General features: G+C 36.9%; 23 protein-coding genes. 15 read left to right on the top strand and 8 right to left on the bottom strand.

Features of this window, described 5'->3' with window-relative positions:
* Positions 1–56: 56 nt before the first annotated feature.
* Together NST21_RS16695 and NST21_RS16690 are read left to right on the top strand one after the other, a co-directional pair.
* Positions 57–1,364 carry an MFS transporter gene (locus tag NST21_RS16695; protein ID WP_340890311.1) on the top strand — a complete coding sequence of 436 codons (1,308 nt, stop codon included), beginning with the start codon at positions 57–59 and terminating at the stop codon, positions 1,362–1,364.
* Between the two features lie 29 nt (positions 1,365–1,393).
* On the top strand, positions 1,394–1,531 hold the full coding sequence (locus tag NST21_RS16690) for a hypothetical protein (protein ID WP_340890309.1): 138 nt from the start codon (positions 1,394–1,396) through the stop codon (positions 1,529–1,531).
* An 80-nt stretch (positions 1,532–1,611) separates the two neighbouring features.
* On the opposite strand, the gene NST21_RS16685 is transcribed toward NST21_RS16690, so the two are convergent.
* A complete protein-coding gene (locus tag NST21_RS16685; protein WP_057219058.1) occupies positions 1,612–1,884 on the bottom strand; it encodes a hypothetical protein in 273 nt (90 codons plus the stop codon).
* Positions 1,885–2,092: 208 nt separating this feature from the next.
* On the bottom strand, positions 2,093–3,712 hold the full coding sequence (locus NST21_RS16680; protein ID WP_056520681.1) for an ABC-F family ATP-binding cassette domain-containing protein: 1,620 nt from the start codon (positions 3,710–3,712) through the stop codon (positions 2,093–2,095).
* A 1,547-nt stretch (positions 3,713–5,259) separates the two neighbouring features.
* Here NST21_RS16680 and NST21_RS16675 point away from each other — a divergent pair.
* Positions 5,260–7,518: a HelD family protein gene (locus NST21_RS16675; RefSeq protein ID WP_340890305.1), complete on the top strand. Its 2,259-nt coding sequence runs from the start codon at positions 5,260–5,262 to the stop codon at positions 7,516–7,518.
* A 48-nt stretch (positions 7,519–7,566) separates the two neighbouring features.
* Here the strand turns inward: NST21_RS16675 and NST21_RS16670 are convergent, their stop codons facing one another.
* Positions 7,567–8,088, bottom strand: a complete 522-nt coding sequence (locus NST21_RS16670) for a GNAT family N-acetyltransferase (protein WP_057219055.1) — start codon at positions 8,086–8,088, stop codon at positions 7,567–7,569.
* 141 nt (positions 8,089–8,229) lie between these two features.
* On the opposite strand from NST21_RS16670, the gene NST21_RS16665 reads away from it, so the two are divergent.
* Both NST21_RS16665 and NST21_RS16660 read left to right on the top strand, forming a co-directional pair.
* The gene (locus tag NST21_RS16665; RefSeq protein ID WP_056520676.1) at positions 8,230–8,421 is read left to right on the top strand and encodes a hypothetical protein; all 192 of its coding nucleotides are present in this window, start codon (positions 8,230–8,232) and stop codon (positions 8,419–8,421) included.
* Between the two features lie 77 nt (positions 8,422–8,498).
* Positions 8,499–8,912, top strand: coding sequence for a hypothetical protein (locus tag NST21_RS16660; protein WP_057219054.1), 414 nt, complete (start codon positions 8,499–8,501; stop codon positions 8,910–8,912).
* 119 nt (positions 8,913–9,031) lie between these two features.
* Here the strand turns inward: NST21_RS16660 and NST21_RS16655 are convergent, their stop codons facing one another.
* A complete protein-coding gene (locus NST21_RS16655; protein ID WP_340890300.1) occupies positions 9,032–10,225 on the bottom strand; it encodes an alanyl-tRNA editing protein in 1,194 nt (397 codons plus the stop codon).
* Positions 10,226–10,627: 402 nt separating this feature from the next.
* On the opposite strand from NST21_RS16655, the gene NST21_RS16650 reads away from it, so the two are divergent.
* Positions 10,628–11,500, top strand: coding sequence for a CvfB family protein (locus NST21_RS16650; RefSeq protein WP_340890299.1), 873 nt, complete (start codon positions 10,628–10,630; stop codon positions 11,498–11,500).
* 47 nt (positions 11,501–11,547) lie between these two features.
* On the opposite strand, the gene NST21_RS16645 is transcribed toward NST21_RS16650, so the two are convergent.
* Genes NST21_RS16645 through NST21_RS16635 form a run of 3 tightly spaced genes read right to left on the bottom strand, consistent with a single transcriptional unit; the run spans position 11,548 to position 12,630 of the window.
* Complete coding sequence (locus tag NST21_RS16645; RefSeq protein WP_053346486.1) at positions 11,548–12,117, bottom strand: manganese catalase family protein; 570 nt, start codon at positions 12,115–12,117, stop codon at positions 11,548–11,550.
* 12 nt (positions 12,118–12,129) lie between these two features.
* Positions 12,130–12,396 (bottom strand): spore coat protein CotJB, encoded by a 267-nt coding sequence (locus NST21_RS16640; protein ID WP_053346485.1) that lies wholly within the window; start codon positions 12,394–12,396, stop codon positions 12,130–12,132.
* Positions 12,397–12,630, bottom strand: coding sequence for a spore coat associated protein CotJA (locus tag NST21_RS16635; protein WP_053346484.1), 234 nt, complete (start codon positions 12,628–12,630; stop codon positions 12,397–12,399).
* A gap of 255 nt (positions 12,631–12,885) precedes the next feature.
* Here NST21_RS16635 and NST21_RS16630 point away from each other — a divergent pair, with 255 nt between their 5' ends.
* The 4 genes from NST21_RS16630 to NST21_RS16615 all read left to right on the top strand — a co-directional run bounded on the left by NST21_RS16630 (position 12,886) and on the right by NST21_RS16615 (position 17,469).
* On the top strand, positions 12,886–13,779 hold the full coding sequence (locus tag NST21_RS16630) for a 3D domain-containing protein (RefSeq protein WP_057219049.1): 894 nt from the start codon (positions 12,886–12,888) through the stop codon (positions 13,777–13,779).
* Between the two features lie 145 nt (positions 13,780–13,924).
* Positions 13,925–16,045: a DNA helicase RecQ gene (gene recQ, locus NST21_RS16625; protein WP_340890293.1), complete on the top strand. Its 2,121-nt coding sequence runs from the start codon at positions 13,925–13,927 to the stop codon at positions 16,043–16,045.
* A 134-nt stretch (positions 16,046–16,179) separates the two neighbouring features.
* Entirely contained in the window at positions 16,180–16,386 is a 207-nt protein-coding gene (locus tag NST21_RS16620; RefSeq protein ID WP_053346482.1) for a cold-inducible protein YdjO-related protein, read from the top strand.
* 888 nt (positions 16,387–17,274) lie between these two features.
* Complete coding sequence (locus NST21_RS16615; RefSeq protein WP_053346481.1) at positions 17,275–17,469, top strand: cold-shock protein; 195 nt, start codon at positions 17,275–17,277, stop codon at positions 17,467–17,469.
* 105 nt (positions 17,470–17,574) lie between these two features.
* Here NST21_RS16615 and NST21_RS16610 read toward each other — a convergent pair whose 3' ends face one another.
* Positions 17,575–18,483, bottom strand: a complete 909-nt coding sequence (locus NST21_RS16610; RefSeq protein ID WP_053346480.1) for a YitT family protein — start codon at positions 18,481–18,483, stop codon at positions 17,575–17,577.
* Positions 18,484–18,870: 387 nt separating this feature from the next.
* Here NST21_RS16610 and NST21_RS16605 point away from each other — a divergent pair, with 387 nt between their 5' ends.
* The 5 genes from NST21_RS16605 to NST21_RS16585 all read left to right on the top strand — a co-directional run bounded on the left by NST21_RS16605 (position 18,871) and on the right by NST21_RS16585 (position 25,498).
* Positions 18,871–21,054: a PAS domain S-box protein gene (locus NST21_RS16605; protein ID WP_340890288.1), complete on the top strand. Its 2,184-nt coding sequence runs from the start codon at positions 18,871–18,873 to the stop codon at positions 21,052–21,054.
* A 65-nt stretch (positions 21,055–21,119) separates the two neighbouring features.
* Positions 21,120–22,307 carry an MFS transporter gene (locus NST21_RS16600; RefSeq protein WP_340890286.1) on the top strand — a complete coding sequence of 396 codons (1,188 nt, stop codon included), beginning with the start codon at positions 21,120–21,122 and terminating at the stop codon, positions 22,305–22,307.
* 515 nt (positions 22,308–22,822) lie between these two features.
* Positions 22,823–23,611 carry a GDSL-type esterase/lipase family protein gene (locus NST21_RS16595; protein WP_340890284.1) on the top strand — a complete coding sequence of 263 codons (789 nt, stop codon included), beginning with the start codon at positions 22,823–22,825 and terminating at the stop codon, positions 23,609–23,611.
* Positions 23,611–24,525, top strand: a complete 915-nt coding sequence (locus NST21_RS16590) for an ABC transporter ATP-binding protein (protein ID WP_056520664.1) — start codon at positions 23,611–23,613, stop codon at positions 24,523–24,525. Before NST21_RS16595 ends, NST21_RS16590 begins: the two co-directional genes overlap by 1 nt.
* Positions 24,518–25,498 (top strand): ABC transporter permease, encoded by a 981-nt coding sequence (locus tag NST21_RS16585; RefSeq protein ID WP_340890279.1) that lies wholly within the window; start codon positions 24,518–24,520, stop codon positions 25,496–25,498. The genes NST21_RS16590 and NST21_RS16585 overlap by 8 nt, the downstream gene beginning before the upstream one ends.
* Positions 25,499–25,565 lie beyond the last annotated feature (67 nt).

Below are 25,565 nucleotides of genomic sequence, written 5' to 3'. Positions count from 1 at the left end.
GAATTGGGTCAATGTTATTTGAAAAAGACAGAGGTCGTCAAAAGGGGATGTTCTATATGAATAAGAATCGAGTTCTATTGGCAAGTCTTTCCGGTTCAGTTATTGAATGGTATGACTTTTACTTGTACGGTACCGCTACGGGCTTAGTATTTTCAACTCTCTTTTTTTCAGGTCAAGATCCATCAATTGCCCTTCTTCTTGCATTCGCCACCTTTGGGATAGGTTATGCTGCGAGACCAATAGGAAGTATTATTTTTGGACACTTTGGAGATAGAATAGGACGAAAAGCTACACTAATGTGGACTCTTATCGGTATGGGAGGTAGTTCATTTCTTATTGGTTTACTCCCTACGTATAATCAAGTTGGCCTGCTAGCGCCTATATTATTGGTTGTCCTAAGGCTTATTCAGGGAATCTCCTTAGGAGGAGAATGGGGAGGAGCAGTCCTCCTGGCGACCGAATCCGCACCTAAGGGTCGTCGCGGACTTTACGGTTCTGTTCCACAATTAGGGGTTCCATTAGGTTTGGTAGCGGGTTCTTTCAGTCTTACGCTTATAGCCTACTTGACTACCGATGCCCAGTTTTTAGCCTGGGGTTGGCGGATTCCTTTCCTTTTTAGTGCTGTTCTAATCGTTTTGGCTCTTTGGATCAGAGGGGGGATAGAGGAAACTTCGGCTTTCCAAAAACAGAAGGAAAGCGGAGAAATTGCGAAAGTACCTATTGTAGAAACATTCCGCAATCATCGTAAAAGCCTCTTTCATGTGATTGGACTCAAAATTGGAGATGGGTTCTTCAATGTATTTCTTATGTCTTTTGTACTTGTTTATACTACTACCTATTTGGGTTATTCAAACGAAATAGCCTTAACGGCTCTAACAATTGGCTGTGCTACGATGATTATTACGATTCCAGTGGTTGGATATATTTCTGACTTTATCGGTAGGAAAGTTATCTATATTAGTGGATTGGTACTTATGTTTCTTCTTGCAATTCCTTACTTTTTCATGATTGAACAAGGAGCGACTTGGTTGTACTATATGCAAGCTGTCATGCTCGGTATAATTTGGGCGGCAATTTTCGCTACTCAAGGAACATTGTTCTCTGAACTCTTTCCAGCTAAAGTTCGTTATACTGGGCTATCTTTCGGTTATCAAATGGCCGCAGCTATAGTAGGTTTTGGTCCTATGTTATGGACAACAATGGTAGATTCATTTGGCCCATCGCATTGGGTATTTGGAGGATTCATGATGGGAGGGCTTACACTTTCTTTGGTATTAAGCCTGTTTGTTCCCAACACTAAGAATGTATCACAATATGAAGAAAGTATAGAAAAGTTTAAAAAAGATAATTCACTTCAAATTTAATTATTAGCTGAATACTGGTAAGAGCTATAGTGTCAATTTCTTTAACAATCATTATTTTCGAACCAGGGGGCTTCAGCATTGGTTTTGGACGTCTTTATGTTTGCGGACTGTTAGGAGGTTTGCCTGCGGGCCTATTAATTGGTCCTGCTTTTGGCGGCTACGGATAAGCCTATCCTTACTCCCCCATCTCCTATCTTTTTTTAAAATGTTAATTATATGGCCGGGTCTATAACCCGGTTTTTTGATTTCAGCAAATATGTTCATCATATTCGGGTTTTAGGAAAGTTGACCAATTCTGTTTTTGATAGGAATAATGAAAACAATTAAAGAAAAACGAAAAATCGTCAAAAAAGAGTGAACATTTATCATCAAAGCTATAGGAATTTAAAAAATCAACAATAATAGCTTGTTGATCCACTAGGTCAAATATTCCGGTTACATAAAATTGATAACTGAATTTATCATATAAAAAAAGATAGCCTGTCTCCTCAAAAGCATTTTTTACTGAAATCTCATCCAATTTAACTCACTCCTTTCTTAACAATATACCTTTTACTTCTCAATATTATTCAGTGCTAAAAGGAAAAGATTACTATTGATAAATAATTATTGAAGATTGTTTTTTATCTTCTATACGTAGGATAAAAAAAAGAACTGTATGGTGGGGGAACTGAGGAAATGAAAACAGCACATCCATTATAAAAGGATGTGCTGCTTTCATTAATCTATTATTTGTACATTTCAGCAACTTGTTTTTGCAATTGAGTATCTTCAAGGTACTCATCGTAACTAATTTGCTTATCGATAGTACCTTTTGGTGTAAGTTCAATAATTCGGTTTGCTACCGTTTGAATAAATTGATGATCATGAGAAGAGAAAATCATAGACCCTTTAAAGCTGATTAATCCATTATTCAATGCCGTAATTGACTCTAAGTCAAGATGGTTAGTCGGTTCGTCAAGCATTAGAACGTTTGAACCGCTTAGCATCATTTTAGAAAGCATGCAGCGGACTTTTTCGCCCCCTGAAAGGACACTAGCCTTTTTCGTAACTTCATCACCAGAGAATAACATTCTGCCTAGGAAGCCGCGAAGGAAGCTTTCGCTCTGATCATTAGGAGAATATTGACGCAGCCAATCGACAAGAGTTAAATCAACACCATCGAAGAATTCAGCGTTATCTTTAGGGAAGTATGCCTGAGAAGTCGTAACACCCCATTTGAAAGATCCGCTATCCGGCTCTATTTCACCTGCTAAGATCTTGAACATGGTGGTTTTTGCAATTTCATCTTTACCGACAAAAGCAATCTTGTCACCTTTATTCATCGTGAAGCTGACGTTTTCCAATATTTTTATTCCATCAATTGTTTTTGTAATTCCATCTACACGAAGCAAGTCGTTTCCGATTTCACGCTCCGGTGTAAAGCCAACATATGGATAGCGGCGGGAAGAAGGTTGAATATCATCTAAGCTGATTTTATCCAATAATTTCTTACGGGAAGTTGCCTGACTCGATTTAGATGCATTGGCACTGAATCGAGCGATGAAATTTTGTAGTTCTTTGATTTTTTCTTCTTTTTTCTTATTGGCATCTTGTGTTAATTTAAGAGCAAGCTGGCTTGATTCATACCAGAAGTCATAGTTACCAATATAAACTTTGATTTTACCGAAATCTAGATCCGCGATATGCGTACAAACTTTGTTAAGGAAGTAACGATCATGGGAAACTACGATAACTGTGTTTTCAAAGTTGATTAAGAACTCTTCCAACCATTTAATCGCTTTTAAATCCAAATGGTTGGTAGGCTCATCTAGTAAAAGAACGTCTGGTTTTCCGAATAGTGCTTGAGCAAGTAATACTTTAACTTTGTCGCCACCGTTTAATTCAGCCATTTTCTTTGTGTGAAGGTCCTCAGTAATACCAAGGCCTTTCAAAAGGATCGAAGCTTCAGGTTCAGCTTCCCAACCGTTTAATTCTGCAAATTCACCCTCAAGTTCGGCTGCTTTCATTCCGTCTTCATCAGTGAAGTTTTCTTTCATATAGATTGCATCTTTTTCTTGCATGACTTCATATAATCTTTCATGCCCCATTATAACTACTTTAAGAACTTCCTCTTCTTCAAAAGCGAAGTGATCTTGTTTTAAAACGGCTAGGCGCTCGCCAGGCCCCATATGAACATCACCGGATTGTGCTTCAATTTCACCGGAAAGAATTTTTAAGAACGTGGATTTACCGGCACCATTTGCCCCAATTAGTCCGTAGCAGTTACCAGGCGTGAATTTTATATTAACATCTTCAAACAGTTTACGATCGCCATAGCGTAAACCAACATTATTTACAGTAATCATTTATTTACATTCCTCCAAAACTATGTTTGCATCAACGTTTTTAGCAACTTTTTATTTTTTTAAGACACTGAATAACATGAGCAGAAGTTTACACTTGTATATTTTTAAAACTTTGCCGTCCGTTAGATTGTATCTTATTTCAGAGGAAAATTAAAGTTAGATTAGTAAAAACAAACGCTTAAGGGTAAAAATTTAACGAGCATTTTTGTTTTAAGATATAATTTGAAAAATTTCATCCAATATTTTTGACATACATGTATATTTTTCGTCATTCACACAAAATTCAATCGACTTGAGAAACTCGTAGCCACTTTTTTATATTGTTATGTAGGAGTGGAAGAGATATTTGATGTCGGTATGAGGTTGGATGCTGTCCGAATTATGCATAATAAGTTAAATAAAATGAGGTTAATAATTAATCAATATGAAGATAATATTTTGCAAAAAGAGAAGTTAAGTGAAAACAGATACTTGTCCACACCTTCTATCAAAATATACATATACAGTATAAAGGAGGTTGTTAGGATGAAAAAAAATCCGTTTTGGTTTCCTGAAATACATTGTGAATTCGAACACAAATGTAAAAGTGAGCACAAATGTAAAAATGAGCACAAATGCAAATGTGAACACAAATGTAAAAATGAGCACAAATGCAAATGTGAACACAAATGCAAAAGTGAGCACAAATGTAAATCTAAATGGAAATGGGAATGGAAATTCTAGCACAAATGTAAAAAAATCGTTTCTACTTATCTTATAATTTACAAAAAAGCTATTAACCTAGTATGGGTGAGTTTGCAGATGAGAATTTAGTATGTAGGCATCCGAATAAACGGGTGCTTTTTTAATAGATTAAATAATAATCGATTCTTTGAGAAAAAAAGCACCTGTCAATCCAGATATTCTTTTCAATCTTGTTAAAGAACGACTTAACTGTGCATCGGAAAATTTCTTTATATCTGGACGGCGAAATTTTGTCGTTTCTACATCTCCTGCAAGTAATACAGTAGGTATGGTTGCTTCTAAATAGTATACAATGTAAGTTCGGCTTCTTGTTAATAATAAGGAATTTTGTGCAGTCGTGTAAGCAGTTTGAAGTGAAGCAAGAAAGGAAGGGTTTATCTGTTACAATGCAAGCTTGATTGGCTTAACATCTTTTTGATAAGCAAGATGTTCACTAATTTCTGATAAAGAGATATACAATGGACGGAAACAACAATAAACTTCCGACCTCCAAAATGGTAATGAATTTCCTGGGATGTAGTTTTTATATATTTATCTCTTGAATTTCTGAAAGGTATTCAATTAATTGCCTACTGAGAGCATTTTGATGCTCTTTCATAAGGCAACATATAAAAACAAAATTCAATCAGGAATATATCATTTATCCTTCAAATATTGGGTAATATTCTGGAATTTTTGTTTTGAAAAATAAATCTATGATAAGGGATTTGTCAACCCATTGGTTTTCTGATAGTATAAATGTCCATTTCATCGTTGTATCGGTATTTTTTCTCCCGTTTAATCAATCAAAAGTAGGAAGGAGAATGGTTCTTTTGGTAAGACATCCTGATTTTGAACAAGAACGTCAGCGGTTGGATTTCACTAAGCGGTATATAGATGTAGTCATCAAAACATCAGAAACCAGCAAAGATCAATTTCAACGGAATATGCAGGAGGCTTTTGGTGATGCGGATTGGTCTGAGTCGGGCTTATATTCTCAGTTATTGACGACTGCAAACTTTTTTGAAATGTCTAGATCTGAACTGGAAAGTTTGCGCATGGCAAGCAAAAAGCCTTATTTTGCAAGAGTTGACTTTGAACGAAATGATAGTGATCAGGGCGAAGTACTTTATTTCGGGAAAACTTCCCTTTATCAGAGGGAAAGCCAGGAACAGATTATCGTCGATTGGAGATCTCCAATAGCTAATCTTTATTACGAGGGTCGGATTGGTGAAATTGAATATGAAGCAGAAGGGGAAACATTTAGCGGGAACATCACTTTAAAGAGGCAGTTAATGATAGAAGATGGTGAGCTAGAAGAGGTCAGGGACATTGATTTAACAACAACGGATGAATTATTACAGGAATCTCTTTCCAAAAGTTCGAGCAATCGTTTGACCGATATCATTACCACGATACAGGAAGAACAAAATAGAATCATTCGTGCTGATTTAAATAAACCAATCATTGTTCAGGGGGCTGCGGGCAGTGGTAAAACAACAATAGCCTTACATAGGATTTCTTATTTTATATACCATTATAAAGACTTGTTTGACCCACGCCAGTTGATGATTCTTGCCCCGAGCCGGGTATTCATTGATTACATTTCTGAAGCATTGCCGGAATTAGGTGTTGAAAAAGTAAAACAATTCACATTCGCCGAGTATGTTCAGGTAGCAATCGGAAAGCAACTGAAGCTAGTAGCTGATAATAAATTGACACGTTTGTTGGAAAAGGATGATGAAGAAACAAAAGCAGCGATCTGGATATCTGGATTTAAGGGTTCTCCATTATTTAAATTAATTTTGGACGAATATGTGAAGGATATTTTCAGGAGTTTTCATCCGGAAGAAGATTTTTATTGTGACAAATATCGCCTTTATTCTGCAAAGAAGTTCATTAGGCTACTGGAAGAGGATTATTGGTATTTACCATTATACAGCAGACTCGACAAGCTAAAGGCCATTTTACAAAATGAAGTGAAGCTGAAAAAGAAAAAAATGCTTGAACGAGTAACGGATTTTTATGACGTCAAAATAGAAAAGGCCCTCTATAAGAATATTGATCCAGTAATACGCAAGGAATTTGTAACAAAATGTCTCGATAAAAAGGAGGAACGGATCGGACAGATTAAAAAAGCAATCCGTTCCTCTGTAAAAGGCTATTTTAAGCATTTCAAAAATAAAAACCTTCTTCAATACTATCAGGAATTGTACCAAGATCCCGAGCAACTGGCCTCGTACAGTAGCGGTAAACTTAGTCGTGAAGATGCATGTGCTTTATGTAATTATAATCAAAAGTTAATTCATGAAAAAAGTTATGAATTGGAGGACTTGGGTGCATTATTATATTTACAGGAGCTACTTTTTGGTGTGGATAAAGATAACAAAGCAAAAAATGTCGTCATAGATGAAGCTCAGGATTATAGCTTCATGCAATTGCAGGCGCTAAAAACGGCAGTAGATACTGATATGTTCACTCTTGTAGGTGATCTTGCTCAAGGTATCCACTCATACCGAGGACTTCAAACATGGGAAGAGGTCCATCGTCGTATTTTTCCGAGGGCGACATACACAGAACTACAAAAAAGCTACAGAACGACTGTTGAAATAATGAAACAGGCTAATCAAATTCTTAAATTGTTACAATATGATTTCCCTGAAGTTGAGCCTGTAGTCCGCCATGGGACAGAACCAGAATTCATTTCTATCGATAAGGATGATTGGGGAGAAGATTTGATTAAACATATCGAAGAATTAAAAGGAGAAGGTTTCAAAACGTTTGCAGTTATTGCCAAAACGATGAAAGATTGTAAGCTAGCAAACGAGAAATTGAGTAGATGTCATAATGGCTTCCATTTAGTAGATGAAGCAGGAATTATTCCGAAAGATAAAACGTTAATTGTACCCTCATATCAAGCAAAAGGTCTAGAATTCGATGTAGTCTTTGCGATATCTCTGGAGGAAATTTATAGTCGGAAGAATGAACTCGATATTAAACTACTTTACGTCACAATGACAAGACCATTACACCGGCTTTATTTTTTGGGAAGTGAAAAAGAGGATTTCCTTCTGAGGAAATGATAGGAGGGGGATTTTAATTTTAATCTACCTCCTATGGCCAGGATTTTCTTACAAATGTAAAAGAATTTCGTGAATGTCATCCCATCCATAACCGACTTCGATCAACTCAATTCCGGCCATTTTAACAGTTTTTTCAGCGATTACATGACCACCGAGAGCTTTGTAAAAACCGCATGAAGGATTATCTTTTAAAGCCCAGATAATTAAATTTTTATGTTCTTTATCTATGAGTTCATTAACAACTGTTTTAATCATTTTTCGACCAATTCCTTGTCTTTGATACTCTTTTAATAAATAGATGGCATATACTTCTCCTTGAATATGGGGATCATTAGTTTGTTCGGGTCCACCAGCTACAAAACCAATAATTTGTCCTTCACCATTTTCAGCTACATAAGTGGCATTATGCAGCATCTTTAAATTTCTTAGCCAATTTTTTTTTCTGGTTTCTAGATTCAAAGAAGCCAGATATTGATTCGGCAGGATTCCTTTATACGTCGATTGCCAACTGTTTATATGTACATAGGCTATTCCGGTTACATCTTTTTCTGTAGCCTTCCTTATTTTCATTAAAATCACCTTCTGATTTCGTTATTTTTTCTAGAATATCATGTAAAAAGTGAATAAGCATTTAATTTATGTTTATTTCTACTCTAAAAAGGATAAGAAATAAGAGAGTGATTCAACCAGATGAAGGGAAGGATGAGAAAGATGAAATTGAAAGTTAGTTTTTATTTTCCGGGCGGCAAAGAAATAGAGCATGAGGTAGACGGAGATGACTCAACTCAAATGATTTCAAATATTCAAAAACACCGCTATTATAATTTAGTTAAAGGCGATTGCCATTATGTCGTAGATACTGAAAAAGCAGCTTATTTTTCTGTAACTGAAATATTGGATTGATTATAAACCGTATTGGACTTTTGTTCCAATACGGTTTATTCTTTTTGTTGTAGAGATGACCTGAAAAGGAGTAAACAATGAAAATTAATTTTACGAAAAAACAATATGAAACATTGTTCAAAATGGTTCAATATGGATATTGGGTTGCTTCCGATATTGAAAATAATAAAGAGTTTAGTGACTTAGAACAATACCTGAATTCCTATGCAAAGGATTTTGGCATGGAAGGAATCCACTTTGTGAAGGAATATGAAATATATGATTTAAGTCATGAATTGGAAAATAAACTTCATGAAGTTATAGATGAATATGAAGAAGGGGTTTTCAGGGATAAGCTTGCCTATCACATGGCAAGAAAAGAGTTTGCAAAGGAATCGAACCTTCAAGAGTATACTCAAGAGGAAGCATTTAAACGAATTATGGAACTCGAAGAAAAATATCACCTTCATATTGAAGAACGTGGGTTAGAGCATCTAAAGATAGAAGAATAAGGGGTGAAAGGGAGAGCGGGCATTATTTGTCCTCTCTCCTTTCTTTTCGGTTCTATAACTTCGAAGTGAAAAGAATATGAATTCCACCACTATAGTGATTTTTATACCACATAAGCTTTTTATTCATCATGACCAAATTTTGAGCGGATTTGTTCAGCTGTGAATTCGTAAAAAGCCATTAAATCATTTTGTGAAGCAAACCCCGCTTGCGCAGACTTTTCATTACCCCCGCCTTTACCGTTATACGAGCTGAGTGTTTCTTTAAAATATTGTCCGCAATGAATGGAGGAGGACCCACTGTGCGCGAGCAGGATCTTTTGTTCCTTAAATGATGCAAATAACACGAGCACTTTTTCTTTTTGAACCATTGTAGCTGAAAGAAATTGGAGTTCTTTCAATGAGCTGTCTTCGAAAATATGAGATATGAACCCATCCCCATTATTTTCAAGCAGGGAATCAGCAAGAAACTTTGCATTTTCAAGTTTGAGTTTTTCATGTGTCGCTGCTAGTTGTTTGTAGTCATCTTCTAGTTTTTCCACCCTGTTGATTATTTCTTTTCGTCCGGTATTAAATTTAGTTGATAATGCTGAAAGAACATTAAGACTATCAGAAAAATCGTTCAATGCCCTTAATCCGCATTTGAAATATAGCCGTGTATGCTCTTTTTGTTTCTCCGTTTTGAGGATTTTAATTAGGCCAATCTCCCCGGTTTGTTCTACATGCGTTCCGCCACAAGGATTATACTCAATCCCTTTAATTTCAACAATACGGATATTCTCTGACACCTTTGGCATTTTGACGACAGGAAGTGCCTGTATTTGCTCTTTTGTCACAAAATATGTGAGAAGCTTGCGATTCTCATAGATATATTGATTAACCTGCTTCTCAGTAGCTATCGTATGTTCCTCGGTCCATTGGGGCGCGATTATATCAATAGTTATATTTTCCGTTCCAAGATGAAAACTGACAGTATTCGCATCAAACAGTTCCCGGCAGACAGCCGAGAGTAGATGCTGACCGCTATGCTGTTGCATATGATCGAAGCGGCGTTCCCAATTGAGTTCACAATGAACAAATTCAGAACCTGGCCTACATTCAAGCTTGTGAAGGATATTTCCATCCTCGCTTTTTGTAACGTCAAGGACAGTGATTCCTTCTATACTGCCTGTATCGGAAGGTTGACCACCTCCTTCTGGATAAAAAGCAGTTTCTTCAAGAATGATGTAATAAAAGCCATTTTCTTCGAAAATCTGCTGGATTTTTGTTTCCCATTGAGATGTCTTTGATGACGTGTAATACAATTTTCTAGTCATGAATAATTCCTTTCCCTTTCAGTTGGTCATTAAATTATAACATCGCAAGTCAGTTTTATGAAAAAGCAAGGTTTGTAAATTGGCAAAGGTTTTTATGGTTAGTAGGTGTGTTAGAGTTGGACGAATCCAAGACTATTACGACGTAAAAGGTATATCGGAACACTAATTAAACCATACAAACCCAGTCAATTTTCAAAATTCATTATGCAAACTTTGTAGTAATGGAAAACGAGTTCAAATTTTAGTTCCTCAAACATCCATGGAAGTTGACAAGGAGCAAAAAAATAAAAAAACGTAATAGGTATACAGAACAACAAAAAAATGATAAATTCAAATATGTTGGAAAAATAAATAATTGGGTACAATTGTAGGTAAAGGTAAGTTACAGGAGGATTTTTATACATGCAAAAAATTCAGGCCGGTTTGGCTGTAGAGTTAGAAGTAGAACGTAAGGCGGATTTCGGTTGGTTCTTGACTGATGGTTCGGAAGATGTCTTACTTCATCATAATGAAATGAATGAAGAAACTGAGCTTGAAATTGGTGATGAAGTAACGGTATTTATCTATCATGATAAACAAGCCAGGTTGACAGCAACAATGAAAATTCCTGAAATTCAGATCGATCAGTATGGCTGGGCAGAAGTAGTCAATGTGAAAAAGAAACTAGGGGTCTTTGTCAACATCGGCCTTTCCAAAGATATTCTGGTATCACTGGATGATCTGCCAAACATTGACCATTTATGGCCTGAAGTTGGTGATCGTCTATATGTTTCCCTGAAAACCGATCGTAATGAACGGTTGTTCGGTAAACTTGCAACAGAAGATTTAATTCAAGAGATTGCTGTTAAAGCTCCTTTAAAAGGAGTCCGTAACACGACCGTGAAAGGGAATGTCTATCGTTTGCTAATGGTTGGTTCTTTCTTTGTTTCACAAGAAGGGTATCGCTGCTTTATTCACGAAAGTGAACGCAAACAGGAGCCCCGCCTAGGAGAATTAGTTGAAGGGCGTGTCATTGATAGTAAAGAAGATGGTACCCTCAATGTTTCTTTAATTCCGTTTAAGCAAGATTTAATGGAAGAAGATGCTGATGTCATCTTCACTTATTTAATGAACCGTGGTGGTGCGATGCCTTATGGCGATAAGACTCCACCTGATGATATCCAGTTCCACTTCGGATTAAGTAAGGGAGCATTCAAACGTGCTCTGGGCAAACTGATGAAAGAAGAAAAGATTTATCAGGAAGATGGATGGACCTATTCTTCAGACCGTAAATGACAAAAAGGCAGCGGGAAATTTCCGTTGCCTTTTTTATATGGATTTTATTAAAAAAACTTTTTTTTCCCTTTGTCCTCTTTAAGAATTTCTACAGCTTCTCTGAACCTCATGGAATGTACAATCTCTCTTTCCCTTAAAAATCTTAGTGAATCATTAATATCCGGGTCATCCGAGATGTCAATCAACCATTGATAGGTTGCACGGGCTTTCTCTTCAGCGGCAATATCTTCATATAAATCAGCAATAGGATCACCTTTAGCTTGGATGTATGTGGCTGTCCATGGATCACCTGCTGCATTTTGATAGAAAAGGGCACCATCATGATTCGCATAATGTTCGCCAAGACCAGCTGCAACCATCTGCTGTGGTGTGGCGTCCTTTGTAAGCTTATAAACCATTGTGGCAATCATTTCTAAGTGAGCGAATTCTTCTGTTCCGATATCCGTAAGTAATCCGATGACTTTATCAGGTATTGTATAGCGTTGATTTAAGTATCGGAGTGCGGCAGCCAACTCACCATCAGCACCCCCATATTGTTCTATTAAATATTTTGCCAGTCTGGGGTTACAGTTGCTAACCCTTACTGGGTATTGTAGCTTTTTTTCATAAACCCACATAGATATCTCTCCTTATACTTGCCATGGCCAAGGGCCTTGGCCCCATTCCCATTTATTTTCCCCTCCAGGACTATTTCCGAATCCAAGTAATGGCCCATATTTAGGTTCGAATACTGCTTTCAATTGTTTGGAGTACAGTTGGAATTGATTGAATTGCTGCAGTGCCTGCTGGTCAGTGGGATGTGTATCTAAATAATGGGTTAGTTCGACAAGTACGAAATCTGCAGCCTGTATTTGCTCAAGCAACTGATAATATTCATCATCCAGTTTCTTATTCATTTACGTCTCCCTTTCGCGATAAGGATTATCATAAAAATCGTAAAAGAATTTCCAAAGGGTACCGTATTTGAGTGCCTCTTCTGGTGTGAACTGTTCTAGATTTGGTGGTTGGAAATTTATATACAATTGGGGAGGTGTACTGAAATACTTTCTTCCAATCGGTGGGCAGGGATCGAATTTGCTATGGAACGGTTTATAAGACTTGATTAGGGTGAAAGTCTTTGCTCGTGTCAAGTTGAAACCTCCTTTTTAAAAGGTACATCCTTAAATAATTATGCTTGGATAAAAAAAATATGACCCAAAAAGGGGGGGGATCAGTTAAATACAAGCCTTTATTCATTGTAATATTCAGACTATTTGTTATCGGCTCGTTATCTTACTGTGATGTTTGTCATCTATTCTTTATCTGTTTGTTCTTTGTATAGAAAATAACTATGGTAATATTGAAAACGTTAGCTTATTAAAAAGCTCACAAGGAGGTAACAACATATGAAAAAATCAATCTTATCGTTAGCGGCAGCGGCTGCAATATCCGGTGCATTCACTATTCCGGTACAAGCAGAAGATGTCAATGTGAAAGATGGAGACACATTATGGGGGATATCTCAAACATATAAAGTATCAATAGAAGATATTAAGGATTGGAACCATTTGTCTTCAGATACGATTTATTCAGGAGAAACATTACATATTTCTCAAGAAAAGCATTATAAGGTCAAGTCCGGGGACACGTTATGGGAAATTGCAGGCAAATATCATGTATCAGTAAATGACCTTAAATCTTGGAACGGTTTAAATTCAGATACAATCCATCCAAAGCAGGAACTAGTTATTAAACCTGCGACGTACAAAGATGAGGCAGCGAGCGTTAAGCCTGAACAGCTAGCAGCGCCAACTGAGCAAGCGAAACCAGCAGTATCAGCTGAGCAAGCGAAACCAGCAGTACCAGCTGAGCAAGCGAAACCAGCAGCACCAGCTGAGCAAGCGAAACCAGCAGCACCAGCTGAGCAAGCAAAGCCAGCAGCACCAGCTGAAAAAGCAGAAAAGGAAAAAACAGTATCTAACAGTGAATCTACGAATCAATCAGGCATAGAAAAAGAGATTACTGTAAGAGCAACTGCATATACTGCTGATTGTCAAGGTTGTAGCGGTACTACAGCTACTGGAATCGACTTAAAAGCAAATCCGAATGCAAAAGTTATATCAGTAGACCCATCAGTTATCCCACTGGGTTCAAAAGTTTATGTGGAGGGTTATGGCTACGCAACAGCGGCTGATACAGGCAGTGCCATAAAGGGAAATAAAGTAGACATCTTTATTCCAAATGAGCAGGATGCTATTAATTGGGGCGTTAAAAACGTTAAATTACAAATCTTAAACTAATTTAGTCATGTAAAACATGTTTATATATAGAAAAAGTAGGCACAGAGTTTTCATGTGTCTACTTTTTTTGTCCTTTTGGTTCACGGAAAAAGCAGGTACAATGAAAGTAATAAATCCTTACAAGTTAAATAGGAGGAGTAGTACATTGATAGAAAAAGCACGTGATTATTTACAAAAGTATTTTGGATATGAGTCATTCCGAACCGGTCAGGAACAGATAATTGAACAAGTTTTAGGAGGAATAAATACAGCTGGAATCATGCCGACTGGCGGAGGCAAATCAATATGCTATCAGATTCCAGCTCTTCTATTGCCTGGTGTAACCCTCGTCATATCCCCACTTATTTCCTTGATGAAGGACCAAGTAGATGCCCTCGAACAAAATGGTATAGATGCCACATTACTTAACAGCTCTATTTCAGGGATAGAAGCTTCCAATAGAATGAACGATATTAAGCAGGGAAGGTACAAGCTTGTTTATGTGGCACCTGAACGATTGGAAAACACTGCTTTTCAAAGGGAACTGGCTAATGTTGATATTTCATTGGTGGCCATTGATGAAGCTCACTGTATCTCGCAATGGGGTCATGATTTCAGACCAAGCTATTTAAAAATCAAAAACTTGTTGAAAGAAATGCCCTCAGCTCCGACCGTTCTAGCATTAACGGCGACAGCCACACCACATGTGACGAAGGACATTTGTCAGTCACTTGGAATATCTGAACAACATACAATATCAACAGGATTTGCAAGAGATAATTTGTTTTTTTCCGTCGTCAAGGAAGAGAACCGCGGACGGTTTTTAATGCGCTATATTGAAAAAAACAAAAATGAGTCGGGTATCATATATGCAGCAACAAGGAAAGAAGTCGATTCATTGTACGCCAAGCTTAATAAAGCTGGCTTCAAAACAGGCAGATATCACGCTGGTATGAATGAACAAGACCGTTCGGAACAGCAGGAGCAATTTATTCGTGATGATGTTCCTTTGATAGTAGCGACATCAGCTTTTGGAATGGGTATCGATAAGTCGAATGTTCGTTACGTCATTCATTATCAAACCCCTAAGAATATGGAGAGCTATTATCAAGAAGCAGGTCGTGCAGGTCGAGATGGTTTGGATAGCGAATGTATTCTTTTATACTCCCCTCAAGATATACAGATACAACGCTTTCTAATCGATCAATCGAACCCTTCGCAAGAGTGGCAGGCACAAGAACTGAAGAAATTGAATAGAATGAAGGATTATTGCTTTACTGAAGGTTGTTTACAAGCCTATATTCTTCAATACTTTGGAGAAGAGAATCCTGAAGATTGCGGCCACTGTGAAAACTGTACAGATAAACGTGACTCAGTTGAAGTAACGACTCAGGCACAGATGGTTCTTTCGTGTATGTTACGAATGGGTGAAAGATTTGGCAAAACGATGATTAGTCAGGTACTCACCGGTTCACGGAATAAGAAAATTGAAGAGTTTGGCTTTCAAAAGATTTCAACTTATGGAATTATCAAAAATCAATCGGCAAAGGATGTTGCAGACTTCATTGATTTCCTGACTGCTAAACAGTATATCGAAATGACAGGCGGGCAATATCCAGTTCTTAAAGTAACCAATGCTGGACGAGAAGTGCTTTTAGGACAGAAAAAAGTCCTACGAAAAGAAATAAAACAAGTAAGTAGCATTAGTATCGATCATGGATTGTTCGAAGAATTGAGACATTTAAGAAAAGAAATCGCAAGCAAGGAAAATGTACCGCCTTTCATTATTTTTTCCGATGCATCCTTGAAAGATATGGCAGCAAAACTGCCGAGAACAGAACAGGAATTCCTTGAAGTTAAGGGTGTAGGCGCTCAGAAATTCGACCGCTTTGGAGCAGTGTTCTTAGAAGTGATTTCTCATTATTTACAAGCACATCCTGAAATAGAAGTGAATACAATGGTTAAAAAAGAAACAACAAAGCGAACCACGGTACCATCTCATCTAGAAAGCTACCGTTTCTATCAGGAAGGCAAATCCCTTAAAGAAATTGCGACATTAAGAGGACTGTCTTCGATCTCCATTGAAAATCATCTATTAAAGTGTGCAGAAGAACGTTTGGAGATCAAGTGGGAAGAGTTTTTCTTAGATGAGGAGTATGACCTTGTACTGGAAACAGCCAAACAATTGGATTCTGAGAAACTAAAACCATTGAAAGAAGCCCTTCCTGACCATTTTTCATACTTTATGATAAAAGCAATCATGGTAAAAGCAGGATTAGAAAACTAATAGAATAAGGTTTTTGGATAATTTTTTCATTGGATAAATAAGAATTTGATTTGATGCGTATACTAGGAATGAAAAAAGGTAAAAAACTCAGTGCCTTTAATCAGAATCTTTATATAAAAAAGAGGAGGTTGCTCATGTATTTTGGTAAAAAGAATTCAGAGGAACCAGAAATCATTATGGAAGATACAATTGTATATGCATGCGGATCAGCAGATTGTAATGGATGGATGAGGAAAGATTTTGCCTCTGAAAACTATGATTGTCCAATGTGCGGCAGTCAATTAGTTGAAGAAGTAAGGGAACTGCCAAAAATAGAAAATGAATATAATGCGTTTAAATAAAAGAGGTGAATTATTGCCTCTTTTATTTTTTATTTTATAGAATGAGTATCACCCCGATGTTCTGTTTTAGTCGCATCCTTTACATATAAAATCATATGTGGTATGATAAAGATTCAGTGTTGTTAAGAATAAACACTGGAGGGTAATTTAAAGTAACATTTTTATTAATAAAATATTTTTCATCATCTTTATGATGGAGTAGAATCAAGTTAAACACATCTAGAAAAAGAAATACGTCTAATCACCAAGTATTTTCCTCGATCCATTTTTGTTCTTCATTAACTTACTTCTATGTACCATTTATCTTTTGGAATTTAAGTTTCCCAATTGGAATTACGGACGGTTTTAATTAATAAACATGTACTTACAAGCTTTTATCTGATTCTCGCAGGCACGGTCTAGGAACCGTATGGATGGGAGAGAGGCAGGGCTTTCATTGTTTTAGGTTTTGGCACTAAAATTACTCTCATGCTTGATTCGCATTCAATTCATTCGAATGAGCAGGAAGAATCATGTGAAATTGATTCTTCAATAACGCAGTCTTGATTGCCTTAGGGAAATCAGAGACTGTGTTTCATGATTATCTGGTCTATGGATACGAGGATATAAAGAATAATGGCTTTCATTTCTTCATAAGAAGCTTTACTCAATTATAATATGCATATATATGATATAATGGTTTCTGGGATACTAAAAATTCATGGTTGTGATCTCAAGTTCTTTCCACTCAATGAGTTTGAGTGTATAGAATAACAACAAATCTTAGATAAGCGAATGAGTGTATACTCACAATTATTTAGATTAATCGCCATCTATTCTTCTTTTATCTTTATGGCTTGGGATCTGTTATGCAGGACGGAGTCAATTCAATTCTAAGGAGTGAGATACATGTATAGAAGAAATAATACGGAAGAAATCATTCCTGAAGAAACAAAGGTGTGGGAATGTACATCAGAAGATTGTAAAGGCTGGATCCGCGATAACTTTACAAGTAATGATGAGCACGTTTGTCCACTATGTGGCAGCGAAATGAAACCCGGCACTAGAATGCTTCAAGCAATCAACAATCCAAGAAACTATTAAGTCTTTATAAAAAAAGCTGAAGGGGATTCCCCTTCAGCTTTTTTTATCTTTTTGCTTATTTAAGTAGATGTAGCAAAAAGCCAGAAAAATTAAAGATAAGGAAGATTAGTGAATATCCTTTTTCTTGAACCGGCCCCCACGAACTTCAGCAATATCTCCGACTGCAAGGAAGGCAGATGGATCAAAGCTTTTGACTATATCTTTAAGTTTTGCTTCCTCAAGGCGATTTATTACACAAAAGATAACCTTTTTATCGTCTCCTGAATAAGCACCTTCGCCAGCTAAAAAGGTCACACCTCGACCAAGCCGACTCATAATTGCATCACCGATATCTCCAAACTCATCGCTGATAATCCAAACAAATTTAGATTCATCCAAACCAGCGATAACAATATCCATCGTTTTATAAGCTACGAAATACGCTATAATCGAATACATGGCACGGTCCCATGAAAAAACAAAGCCAGCACTGCCAAGGATGAATAAATTAAAGAACATGACAATCTCTCCAACAGAAAAAGGAAGCTTCTTGCTAGCTAGAATAGCTAGAATTTCTGTTCCATCTAGAGAACCGCCATATCGAATAACCATTCCAACACCAATTCCAAGAATCATTCCGCCAAAAGCGGACGCAAGGAGGATATCTTGAGTGAAAGCTGGTACGTGGTGAAGCAATGTAGTGGTTATGGAAAGGACTAAAATCCCATATAGAGTAGATAATGCGAAGGTTTTTCCAATTTGTTTATAACCGATAAAAAAGAAAGGGAGATTCAAAACAAAAAGAAAGATACCGAGCTTCCAGCCCGTGATATAAGATAGCATAATAGATATACCTGTTATACCACCGTCTATTACATTATTTGGTACTAAAAAAATCTCGAGGCCGACAGCCATTAAAACAGCACCGATTGTAATTAAAAGACCTCTTTGTAATATTTGCCTTAGTGTTAATTTTTTATGCTGGGTCTTCTTTTGCATAATTTCTGTTGTATTTGTATTTGCCAAGTCTGACATAATCATGCCCCCACTCCTTCTCTCTATATATGTACTATTTAATTATAAACCTATAGGTATAATTAAATAAAGAAATTAACATTCTTAATTAATATACTTTTTAAATAATAACCAGTGTAATTGTACATTTAAGTGTTTCATGCAATAAAAAGTCGTATATGAATGCTTGTCAATTCACAAGCCCTTTCTATTTTACTCTATACAGAAGAATAGTATTTCTCATTTTACTGCATTTATTAAAAAAACTTCTCGTTTTCTTTAGAAAAATGATGAGCAGGAAGATAGTATATGTAAATAGATAGGTATTAGGAAATAAAAGTCTTTGAGGTACAACATATTTCCATTACAATATAGGAGAATAGAATGACAGAGGTGATAATGTAAACAATGGAACAATCAATAGTATCATCTAATCCTATCCTTTTTATGATTGCCGTACTGTTGGTATTTATGGCGTGTTATACAGCGTTAGATTTACTGACAACATTAATTACAATAGTAAAATACAAACGTCTTTTGTATATAGGGAGCATTTGCTCTATGGGAGTGGCTATCTGGACGCTTAATTTTGTGGTCATTTTTACTTTTGAGAATACGGGAATGGCATCGTACAATTTTGCTTCGATAATGCTTTCATTAGCAATAGGGGTTGCTCTCGCAGGGGTAGGATTATTAGCTATTTCTTACAAACAACAGTTACTACAAATGATTTTTTGCAGTTTTATGTTTACGATGGCGATTTTGTCGAATTATATAATGGGCATGTTTGCTTTAAACAACTCTGTGCAATTTAACCCTTTGTTACTTGTTATTACGCTACTCATTATTTTTAGCTTATTTTTAATCGCGCTGTTAGTCTTATTTTATATAAATAAAGTAAGTCAATCTTCCCTTAAGCCAGTCAGTACACTGATTATGAGTGCGGCAATCATCGAAGGGTATTTTCTTTTTTTGAGAGTGTTTCCGGTTACTGGAGAAAAGGAGAAAAATGAATTTGTTCAACTTAGCCCGTTTATTTTATATCTAGTCAGTTTTGTTTCGTTATTTATCCTTGCCAGTTTAATTGGTTCTAGCACGATTGTTGGAAGGCGTTTGGCAAAGAGTGATAGCACAGTGAGTGATATCCGTTATGCTTTGGATCAATCTTCTATTGTAGCTATAACTGATGCAGAAGGAATCATTACATATGTTAACGAAAAATTTATAGAAATCTCACAATATGAAGAACATGAACTGATTGGAAAAAGTCATTCTATCATTAATTCGGGTTATCATCCTCAAGAGTTTTTCGCTGACCTTTGGTGCACAATCCAACAAGGAAAAACGTGGAATGGGGAAATTTGTAATCGGGCAAAAGATGGCGAGATTTATTGGGTGGATACTACAATCGTACCATTTATGAAAAAGGGAAAACCATATCAATATATATCAATTCGTTCGGATATTTCTCGTCGAAAAAGAGCGGAAAGCGACCTAAGGGTCTCAATTAAGGAATTAGAGGATATGTATTATGCTATTAACCAATCATCCATAGTGGCAATTACCGATGAGAAAGGGATCATTGTCGATGTAAACGATAAATTTTCAGAAGTATCCGGGTACAAGAGAAGTGAGTTAATTGGTCATACTCACCAATTGGTTAATTCCGGATATCACTCAAAGGAATTCTTCGATGATATGTGGAAGACCATTCAAAATCGTAAAGTATGGAATGGTGAAATTAGAAACAGAGCGAAAGATGGCAGTTATTATTGGGTCGATACAACAATCGTTCCATTTTACACTGTGGAAGGTAAACCATTTCAGTTTTTGGCGCTTCGGTATGATATAACGGAGCGTAAACAAACAGAAGAGATGCTTCATCGACAGGATAAACTAGCTGCAGTCGGCCAGCTTGCTGCTGGTGTCGCTCATGAAATTCGGAATCCACTTACCTCGATGAGAGGGTATACTGAATACTTACAATTAGATGAAAAAGATGAAAATAGACTTGAGTATTTGGGAATTATTATGGATGAAATTAACCGTGTAAATGAGATAGTTGAAGAATTCTTAGAACTATCCAAACCGCAGTCCCTGATTTTGGAAACGAAGAATATAGTACCAATTATTCAAAATGTTTTATCTCTAACAGAGTTTGATGCACGGAAGAAGAATGTTATTCTCTTCTTTGATTGTTATCACGAGGAAATCTTAATTCGATGTGATGAGAATCGTTTAAAACAAGTCTTATTGAACTTTGTTATAAATGGGATAGAAGCAATGCCTGACGGGGGAGAAATAAAAGTCGTTACAGAACTTAAAGAAGAGAAAGTACATATCTCCATAATCGACACGGGAGTTGGTATGCCACCCGATCAGCTCAGGAGGATTGGAGAACCATTTTTCACGACGAAAAAATCCGGTAATGGGTTAGGACTTATGATTAGCTTTAAAATCATTGAAAGCCACCTAGGGCGAGTATTTGTAGAAAGCGAAGTTAACAAAGGTACAGTTTTTAATATTGTCCTTCCTATGGAAATAGTAAAGGATTTTTCCAATGATGGAATCGAAAAAGTGGGGCTTGTATAATATCTGGTATTTGATGCATGTATATGATAATTTTGAAGAAGATGACCGCATGGGGGATACTGGATTTGGAAAAACAAAAACAAGCTAATATCTTAAGTTTGAAGATTTTTTATCTTTTTTCGTTTTTTGCTGTGGGAAGTTTAACACCGCTCTTAAGTGTTTATTTAGCAAATGAGGCGAGGTTAAATGGAATTGAAATAGGTACTATTATGTCTGTCGGGCCGATAGTAATGATCGTTTTTCAGCCAATTTGGGGTATTGTCTGTGATTGGAGCGGAAAACCTGCTAAAATTCTTGCAATGACATCGTTGCTCGCCGGTTTATTTGGCTTAGGATACTTGCTCTTCGAACCCTATTTACTTTTAGTATCTGTCGCAGTTGTATTGGCAATCTTTCAAAGTGCCATTATACCGGTTTCAGATAGTATTACCCTTCAATATACAACAAGAATCAAATCGAATTATGGAAAAATACGTTTATTCGGTTCGCTTGGTTTTGGTGTGGCTGTTTTTGTAATGGGAAAGTTATCGGAATCATTTATTGGTCCTTCTGTTATATTTTACGCCTTTTTTATCGGCCTATTAATTGCGGCTCTTCTAGCTTTACGCTTGCCTGAAGAGCCTCCTCAAGTAAAGACAAAACTTTTCAGTGGGATGAAAGAACTGGTAACAATGAAACGTTTCCTAATCTTTCTTGCTGTAACATTTCTAATCTTCGGCCCTAACCTTGCCAATAATGTCTATTATGGCCTATTTGTTGAGGCAAGGGGCGGGACATATACAGGAATTGGTATTGCGTTCCTGCTAGCTGTATTGTCGGAAATACCATTTATGAGAATGGCCGGCAGCTGGATAAATAAATTAGGCCTGCTGCCAATCACATTATTGGCTGGAATTGCTTCGTTGGTTCGATGGTTGTTTTATTTTACGGAACCAAGTTTGGCAATAGTATATGTGACTTCCATGATCCAAGGTTTTTCTCTGGGCTTATTCATTCCTGCAGCTTTACAATATATTAGAGAAGTCGTCCCACCTCATATAACAGTTACTGCAGTAACGCTTTATTCTGCAATAGGTAATGGGTTAGGTAACTGGTTCAGTACCTTTAGCGGCGGAATAATCTTGGATAAATCAGGGATTTATATGGTGTACTTATTTTACAGTTTGCTCACACTTATGGGGATGCTTCTAACAGTGTGGCTCATGAGGCTTGAGAAAGTATCTGGAAGAATGAAAACTAGTTTTTGGAAATAATTTTGTTCAGCATGAAGTTGTATTTTATATTATGTTTTGTTTATTAAATAGACCTATTCGTTATAGCGAATAGGTCTATTTTCAGTGGGAATATTTTATTGCAAAAAAGTTTAGTATTTTACTGAAAATCCCATAGAGATTATTAATGTATAATTGTGTATTTGATTCAGCGTCTGCTGTAGCTAAGAAAAATAAAAAAAGTATTAAAAAGATAAAGAAATTAGTTCTTATTGTTAATTTTATTTTTAAAGAAAAAGTAAATCTGGGGACAAAAGAAGTTAGGTGTTACGTTGGCCACTGCTCATTTTCCACCCCTTGCTGCAGTTCCTATAGTGCTAACTTCAATGCCTGGCACAATATTTTGGGACACTTGCTTACAACGTATTTGTCAAAAAGAGCAGAATTACGGTGTGGTGATTTCCTCTGTTTTTGTAATGAGACCCATTCAGTTTTTTTATTTTTGGAAATAATGTGTTTTAATGGAAGGAAGAGAATGTATGGAAGGATGAGTGTTATTGAGCAAAACCAAAGTGCTCGCTGTTACCGTTGTATCAGTAGTTATCGGACTGTTTTTTTTATTTTGTCTTGGATGGGCGATAATTGATTATTATGGAAAAAAGGCTTCTGATATAGGTTTAAATGAAACAAACCACATTGAAAAGAAGCTACCCGAAGACTTTACAGTAGTTGCATTAGGGGATTCGTTGACGCGCGGAACTGGTGATGAAACAGGGAAGGGCTATGTCGGCCTTGTCGTGGAAGATTTGGAAAGTAAATATAATAGCAAACCGCTTATTCATAATCTTGGGATTAATGGACAAGTGTCTCAAGAATTGGTGCAGCAGGTGAAACAAACGGAAGTGAAACGCCAATTACATACAGCTGATGTTATTTTAATTACTATTGGCGGGAACGATTTATTTCAACAAGGCCAAACCCTGTTTGATTATGACCTTACTGCGACTACTGAGTTACAAGAGAATTATCTGGAAAACTTGAATACCATTTTTAAAGAAATCAATAATGTCAATGATAAGGCAGCCATTTTATTGATTGGCTTATATAATCCATTCATAGAGTTGGATGAAGACTTTGATACAAACCGAATTGTCCGGGACTGGAATAATGAAACCGCTGAAGTGGTGGCTCTTTATAAAAATGCTATTTTTGTTCCTACATTTGATTTGTTTCAAATGTCGGTCAATGACTATTTGTATTCGGACAAATTTCATCCAAATAAGGCAGGATATCGTTTAATTGCTGATAGGGTTGCTCCTTTAATACAATGGGAGGATGAGAAATAATGAGTAATGTGACATTGTCTGTTAAGGGCCTGAAAAAAAGGATTGGTAAACGGGAAATTATTAAGGGAATAGATTTTGAGTTAAATGAAGGAGAGGTTTTTGGTTTTCTTGGACCGAATGGAGCTGGAAAAACGACGACGATTCGCATGTTGGTCGGTTTGATAAAGCCAACTTCAGGATCCATTCAAATATGTGGGTATGATGTGCGCCAGGACTTCACGAAAGCGATGCAACATCTGGGCTGTATAGTTGAAAATCCAGAGCTATATCCTTTTTTGAACGGATGGGATAACTTGCTTCATTTTGCACGAATGCTACCTGATGTTGATGAGTCAAGGATCAATGAAGTAGTGGAACTCGTCGGTCTACAATCGAGAATTTACGATAAAGTGAAAACCTACTCCTTAGGTATGAGGCAGCGTCTAGGGATAGCTCAGGCAATGCTGAACCGTCCAAAGGTATTGGTCTTGGATGAACCAACTAACGGCCTTGATCCTGCTGGAATTCGAGAAATGCGCGAATTCATTAGAAAGCTTGCGGAAGAAGAAGGGATGAGTGTTCTGGTTTCTTCCCACTTATTAAGTGAAATCCAGCTCCTATGTGACAGGGTGGCCATCATTAAAAGTGGAGAGATTATTCAAACCGATACGGTGGAAAGTTTATTAACCACTCAAGAGCGGTTAATTTGGCGGGTGTGGCCTTTAGAAAAGGGAAAAGAAATTCTTAGCAGTTTTACGGAAATTACCGTAGATCAGGACAATATCATTACAGCTTTTGATGAACATGAAACGCCTAAGTGGAATGCTGCACTTAACGAAGCTGGTGTAAAGGTGTATGAAATGAATCGTAAGCTTCCGGGATTGGAAGAGTTATTTTTACAAATAACCGGTGGCGGAGGTGCTGGTATTGAATAACCTGATCCAAAATGAAATGATGAAGCTTCTGGCAAAGAAACGGTTAGTCATCATTGGTATCATTGTGGGTGTTTTAGTGCTGATGTTTACATATGCGCAATACAAACAAGTGAAAGAGCAACAGGAGAAGTTAGGTACGGATGATTGGCGTGCAGCTCTTCAGCAGCAAATCATTGATACCCAAAATCGGTTAGGATCAAACAGGATGCTAGATGAGTGGCGTGAACAGCTCCAGGTAAGTTTAAAACAGCAGCAATATTACCTAGATCATGACATTAACCCTTCAGAACCAGGGGCCACGACATTTACGCGTATGTTTTTAGAAAATGCTATTGATTTATTCATCCCACTGCTGGTCATGATTGTAGCAAGCGATATGGTTTCTTTCGAAAACAGTCAGGGCACGATTAAACTTCTGCTTACAAGACCAGTGAATCGCTGGAAAATACTAATGAGCAAATATGTGACATTATTATTGTCCGTTTCTATTATCGTGGCTATGACAGCGTTATTGTCATATTTTTTATCGGGACTTGTTTTTGGGTATCATGGATGGGAAGCCCCTGTAATAACCGGTTTTGGATTGAATGGCAGCGATGTGGATGTCAGTCAGGTTAGAATAGTTGAGCAATGGAGATTTCTATTAATGGATATGGGGCTTGTCTGGCTGGTAGCAGTAGTTGTAGGGACTCTTTCTTTCATGTTATCGGTTTTAGTTCGAAGTACACCTGCGGGTATGGGCATAATGCTTGCGGCACTCATATCAGGGGCTATTTTGAACAATATGGTGTCGTCATGGGAATCGGCGAAGTACTTCTTTATGGTAAATTTAAAATTAACCACTTATATTAGCGGAACAGCACCACCTATTGAGGGAATGACCTTATTATCCTCCGTCATTACTCTTTTAGTCTGGTGGGCGCTTGCTTTGATTGTTTCTTTTACAGTATTTACTCGAAGGGATGTTTATTAAGGAAGGACAGCTTTGTAAAAATCAAGGCTGTCTTTTATTTTTTTTTAAAGGGTATCCTTTTAAGTAT

The organism is Peribacillus sp. FSL K6-1552 (assembly GCF_038005205.1).
Lineage (GTDB): Bacteria > Bacillota > Bacilli > Bacillales > DSM-1321 > Peribacillus > Peribacillus butanolivorans.
This window is presented reverse-complemented; position numbering and strand designations above follow the sequence as displayed.

What these genes read in the sequence shown, in the direction of transcription:
- NST21_RS16695 (WP_340890311.1), top strand. Translation starts at nt 57, where the DNA reads ATGAATAAGAATCGAGTTCTATTGGCAAGTCTTTCCGGTTCAGTTATT.
- NST21_RS16680 (WP_056520681.1), bottom strand. Translation starts at nt 3,712, where the DNA reads ATGATTACTGTAAATAATGTTGGTTTACGCTATGGCGATCGTAAACTG.
- NST21_RS16675 (WP_340890305.1), top strand. Translation starts at nt 5,260, where the DNA reads ATGGTTCTTTTGGTAAGACATCCTGATTTTGAACAAGAACGTCAGCGG.
- NST21_RS16670 (WP_057219055.1), bottom strand. Translation starts at nt 8,088, where the DNA reads ATGAAAATAAGGAAGGCTACAGAAAAAGATGTAACCGGAATAGCCTAT.
- NST21_RS16665 (WP_056520676.1), top strand. Translation starts at nt 8,230, where the DNA reads ATGAAATTGAAAGTTAGTTTTTATTTTCCGGGCGGCAAAGAAATAGAG.
- NST21_RS16660 (WP_057219054.1), top strand. Translation starts at nt 8,499, where the DNA reads ATGAAAATTAATTTTACGAAAAAACAATATGAAACATTGTTCAAAATG.
- NST21_RS16655 (WP_340890300.1), bottom strand. Translation starts at nt 10,225, where the DNA reads ATGACTAGAAAATTGTATTACACGTCATCAAAGACATCTCAATGGGAA.
- NST21_RS16650 (WP_340890299.1), top strand. Translation starts at nt 10,628, where the DNA reads ATGCAAAAAATTCAGGCCGGTTTGGCTGTAGAGTTAGAAGTAGAACGT.
- NST21_RS16645 (WP_053346486.1), bottom strand. Translation starts at nt 12,117, where the DNA reads ATGTGGGTTTATGAAAAAAAGCTACAATACCCAGTAAGGGTTAGCAAC.
- NST21_RS16640 (WP_053346485.1), bottom strand. Translation starts at nt 12,396, where the DNA reads ATGAATAAGAAACTGGATGATGAATATTATCAGTTGCTTGAGCAAATA.
- NST21_RS16630 (WP_057219049.1), top strand. Translation starts at nt 12,886, where the DNA reads ATGAAAAAATCAATCTTATCGTTAGCGGCAGCGGCTGCAATATCCGGT.
- NST21_RS16620 (WP_053346482.1), top strand. Translation starts at nt 16,180, where the DNA reads ATGTATTTTGGTAAAAAGAATTCAGAGGAACCAGAAATCATTATGGAA.
- NST21_RS16615 (WP_053346481.1), top strand. Translation starts at nt 17,275, where the DNA reads ATGTATAGAAGAAATAATACGGAAGAAATCATTCCTGAAGAAACAAAG.
- NST21_RS16610 (WP_053346480.1), bottom strand. Translation starts at nt 18,483, where the DNA reads ATGTCAGACTTGGCAAATACAAATACAACAGAAATTATGCAAAAGAAG.
- NST21_RS16605 (WP_340890288.1), top strand. Translation starts at nt 18,871, where the DNA reads ATGGAACAATCAATAGTATCATCTAATCCTATCCTTTTTATGATTGCC.
- NST21_RS16590 (WP_056520664.1), top strand. Translation starts at nt 23,611, where the DNA reads ATGAGTAATGTGACATTGTCTGTTAAGGGCCTGAAAAAAAGGATTGGT.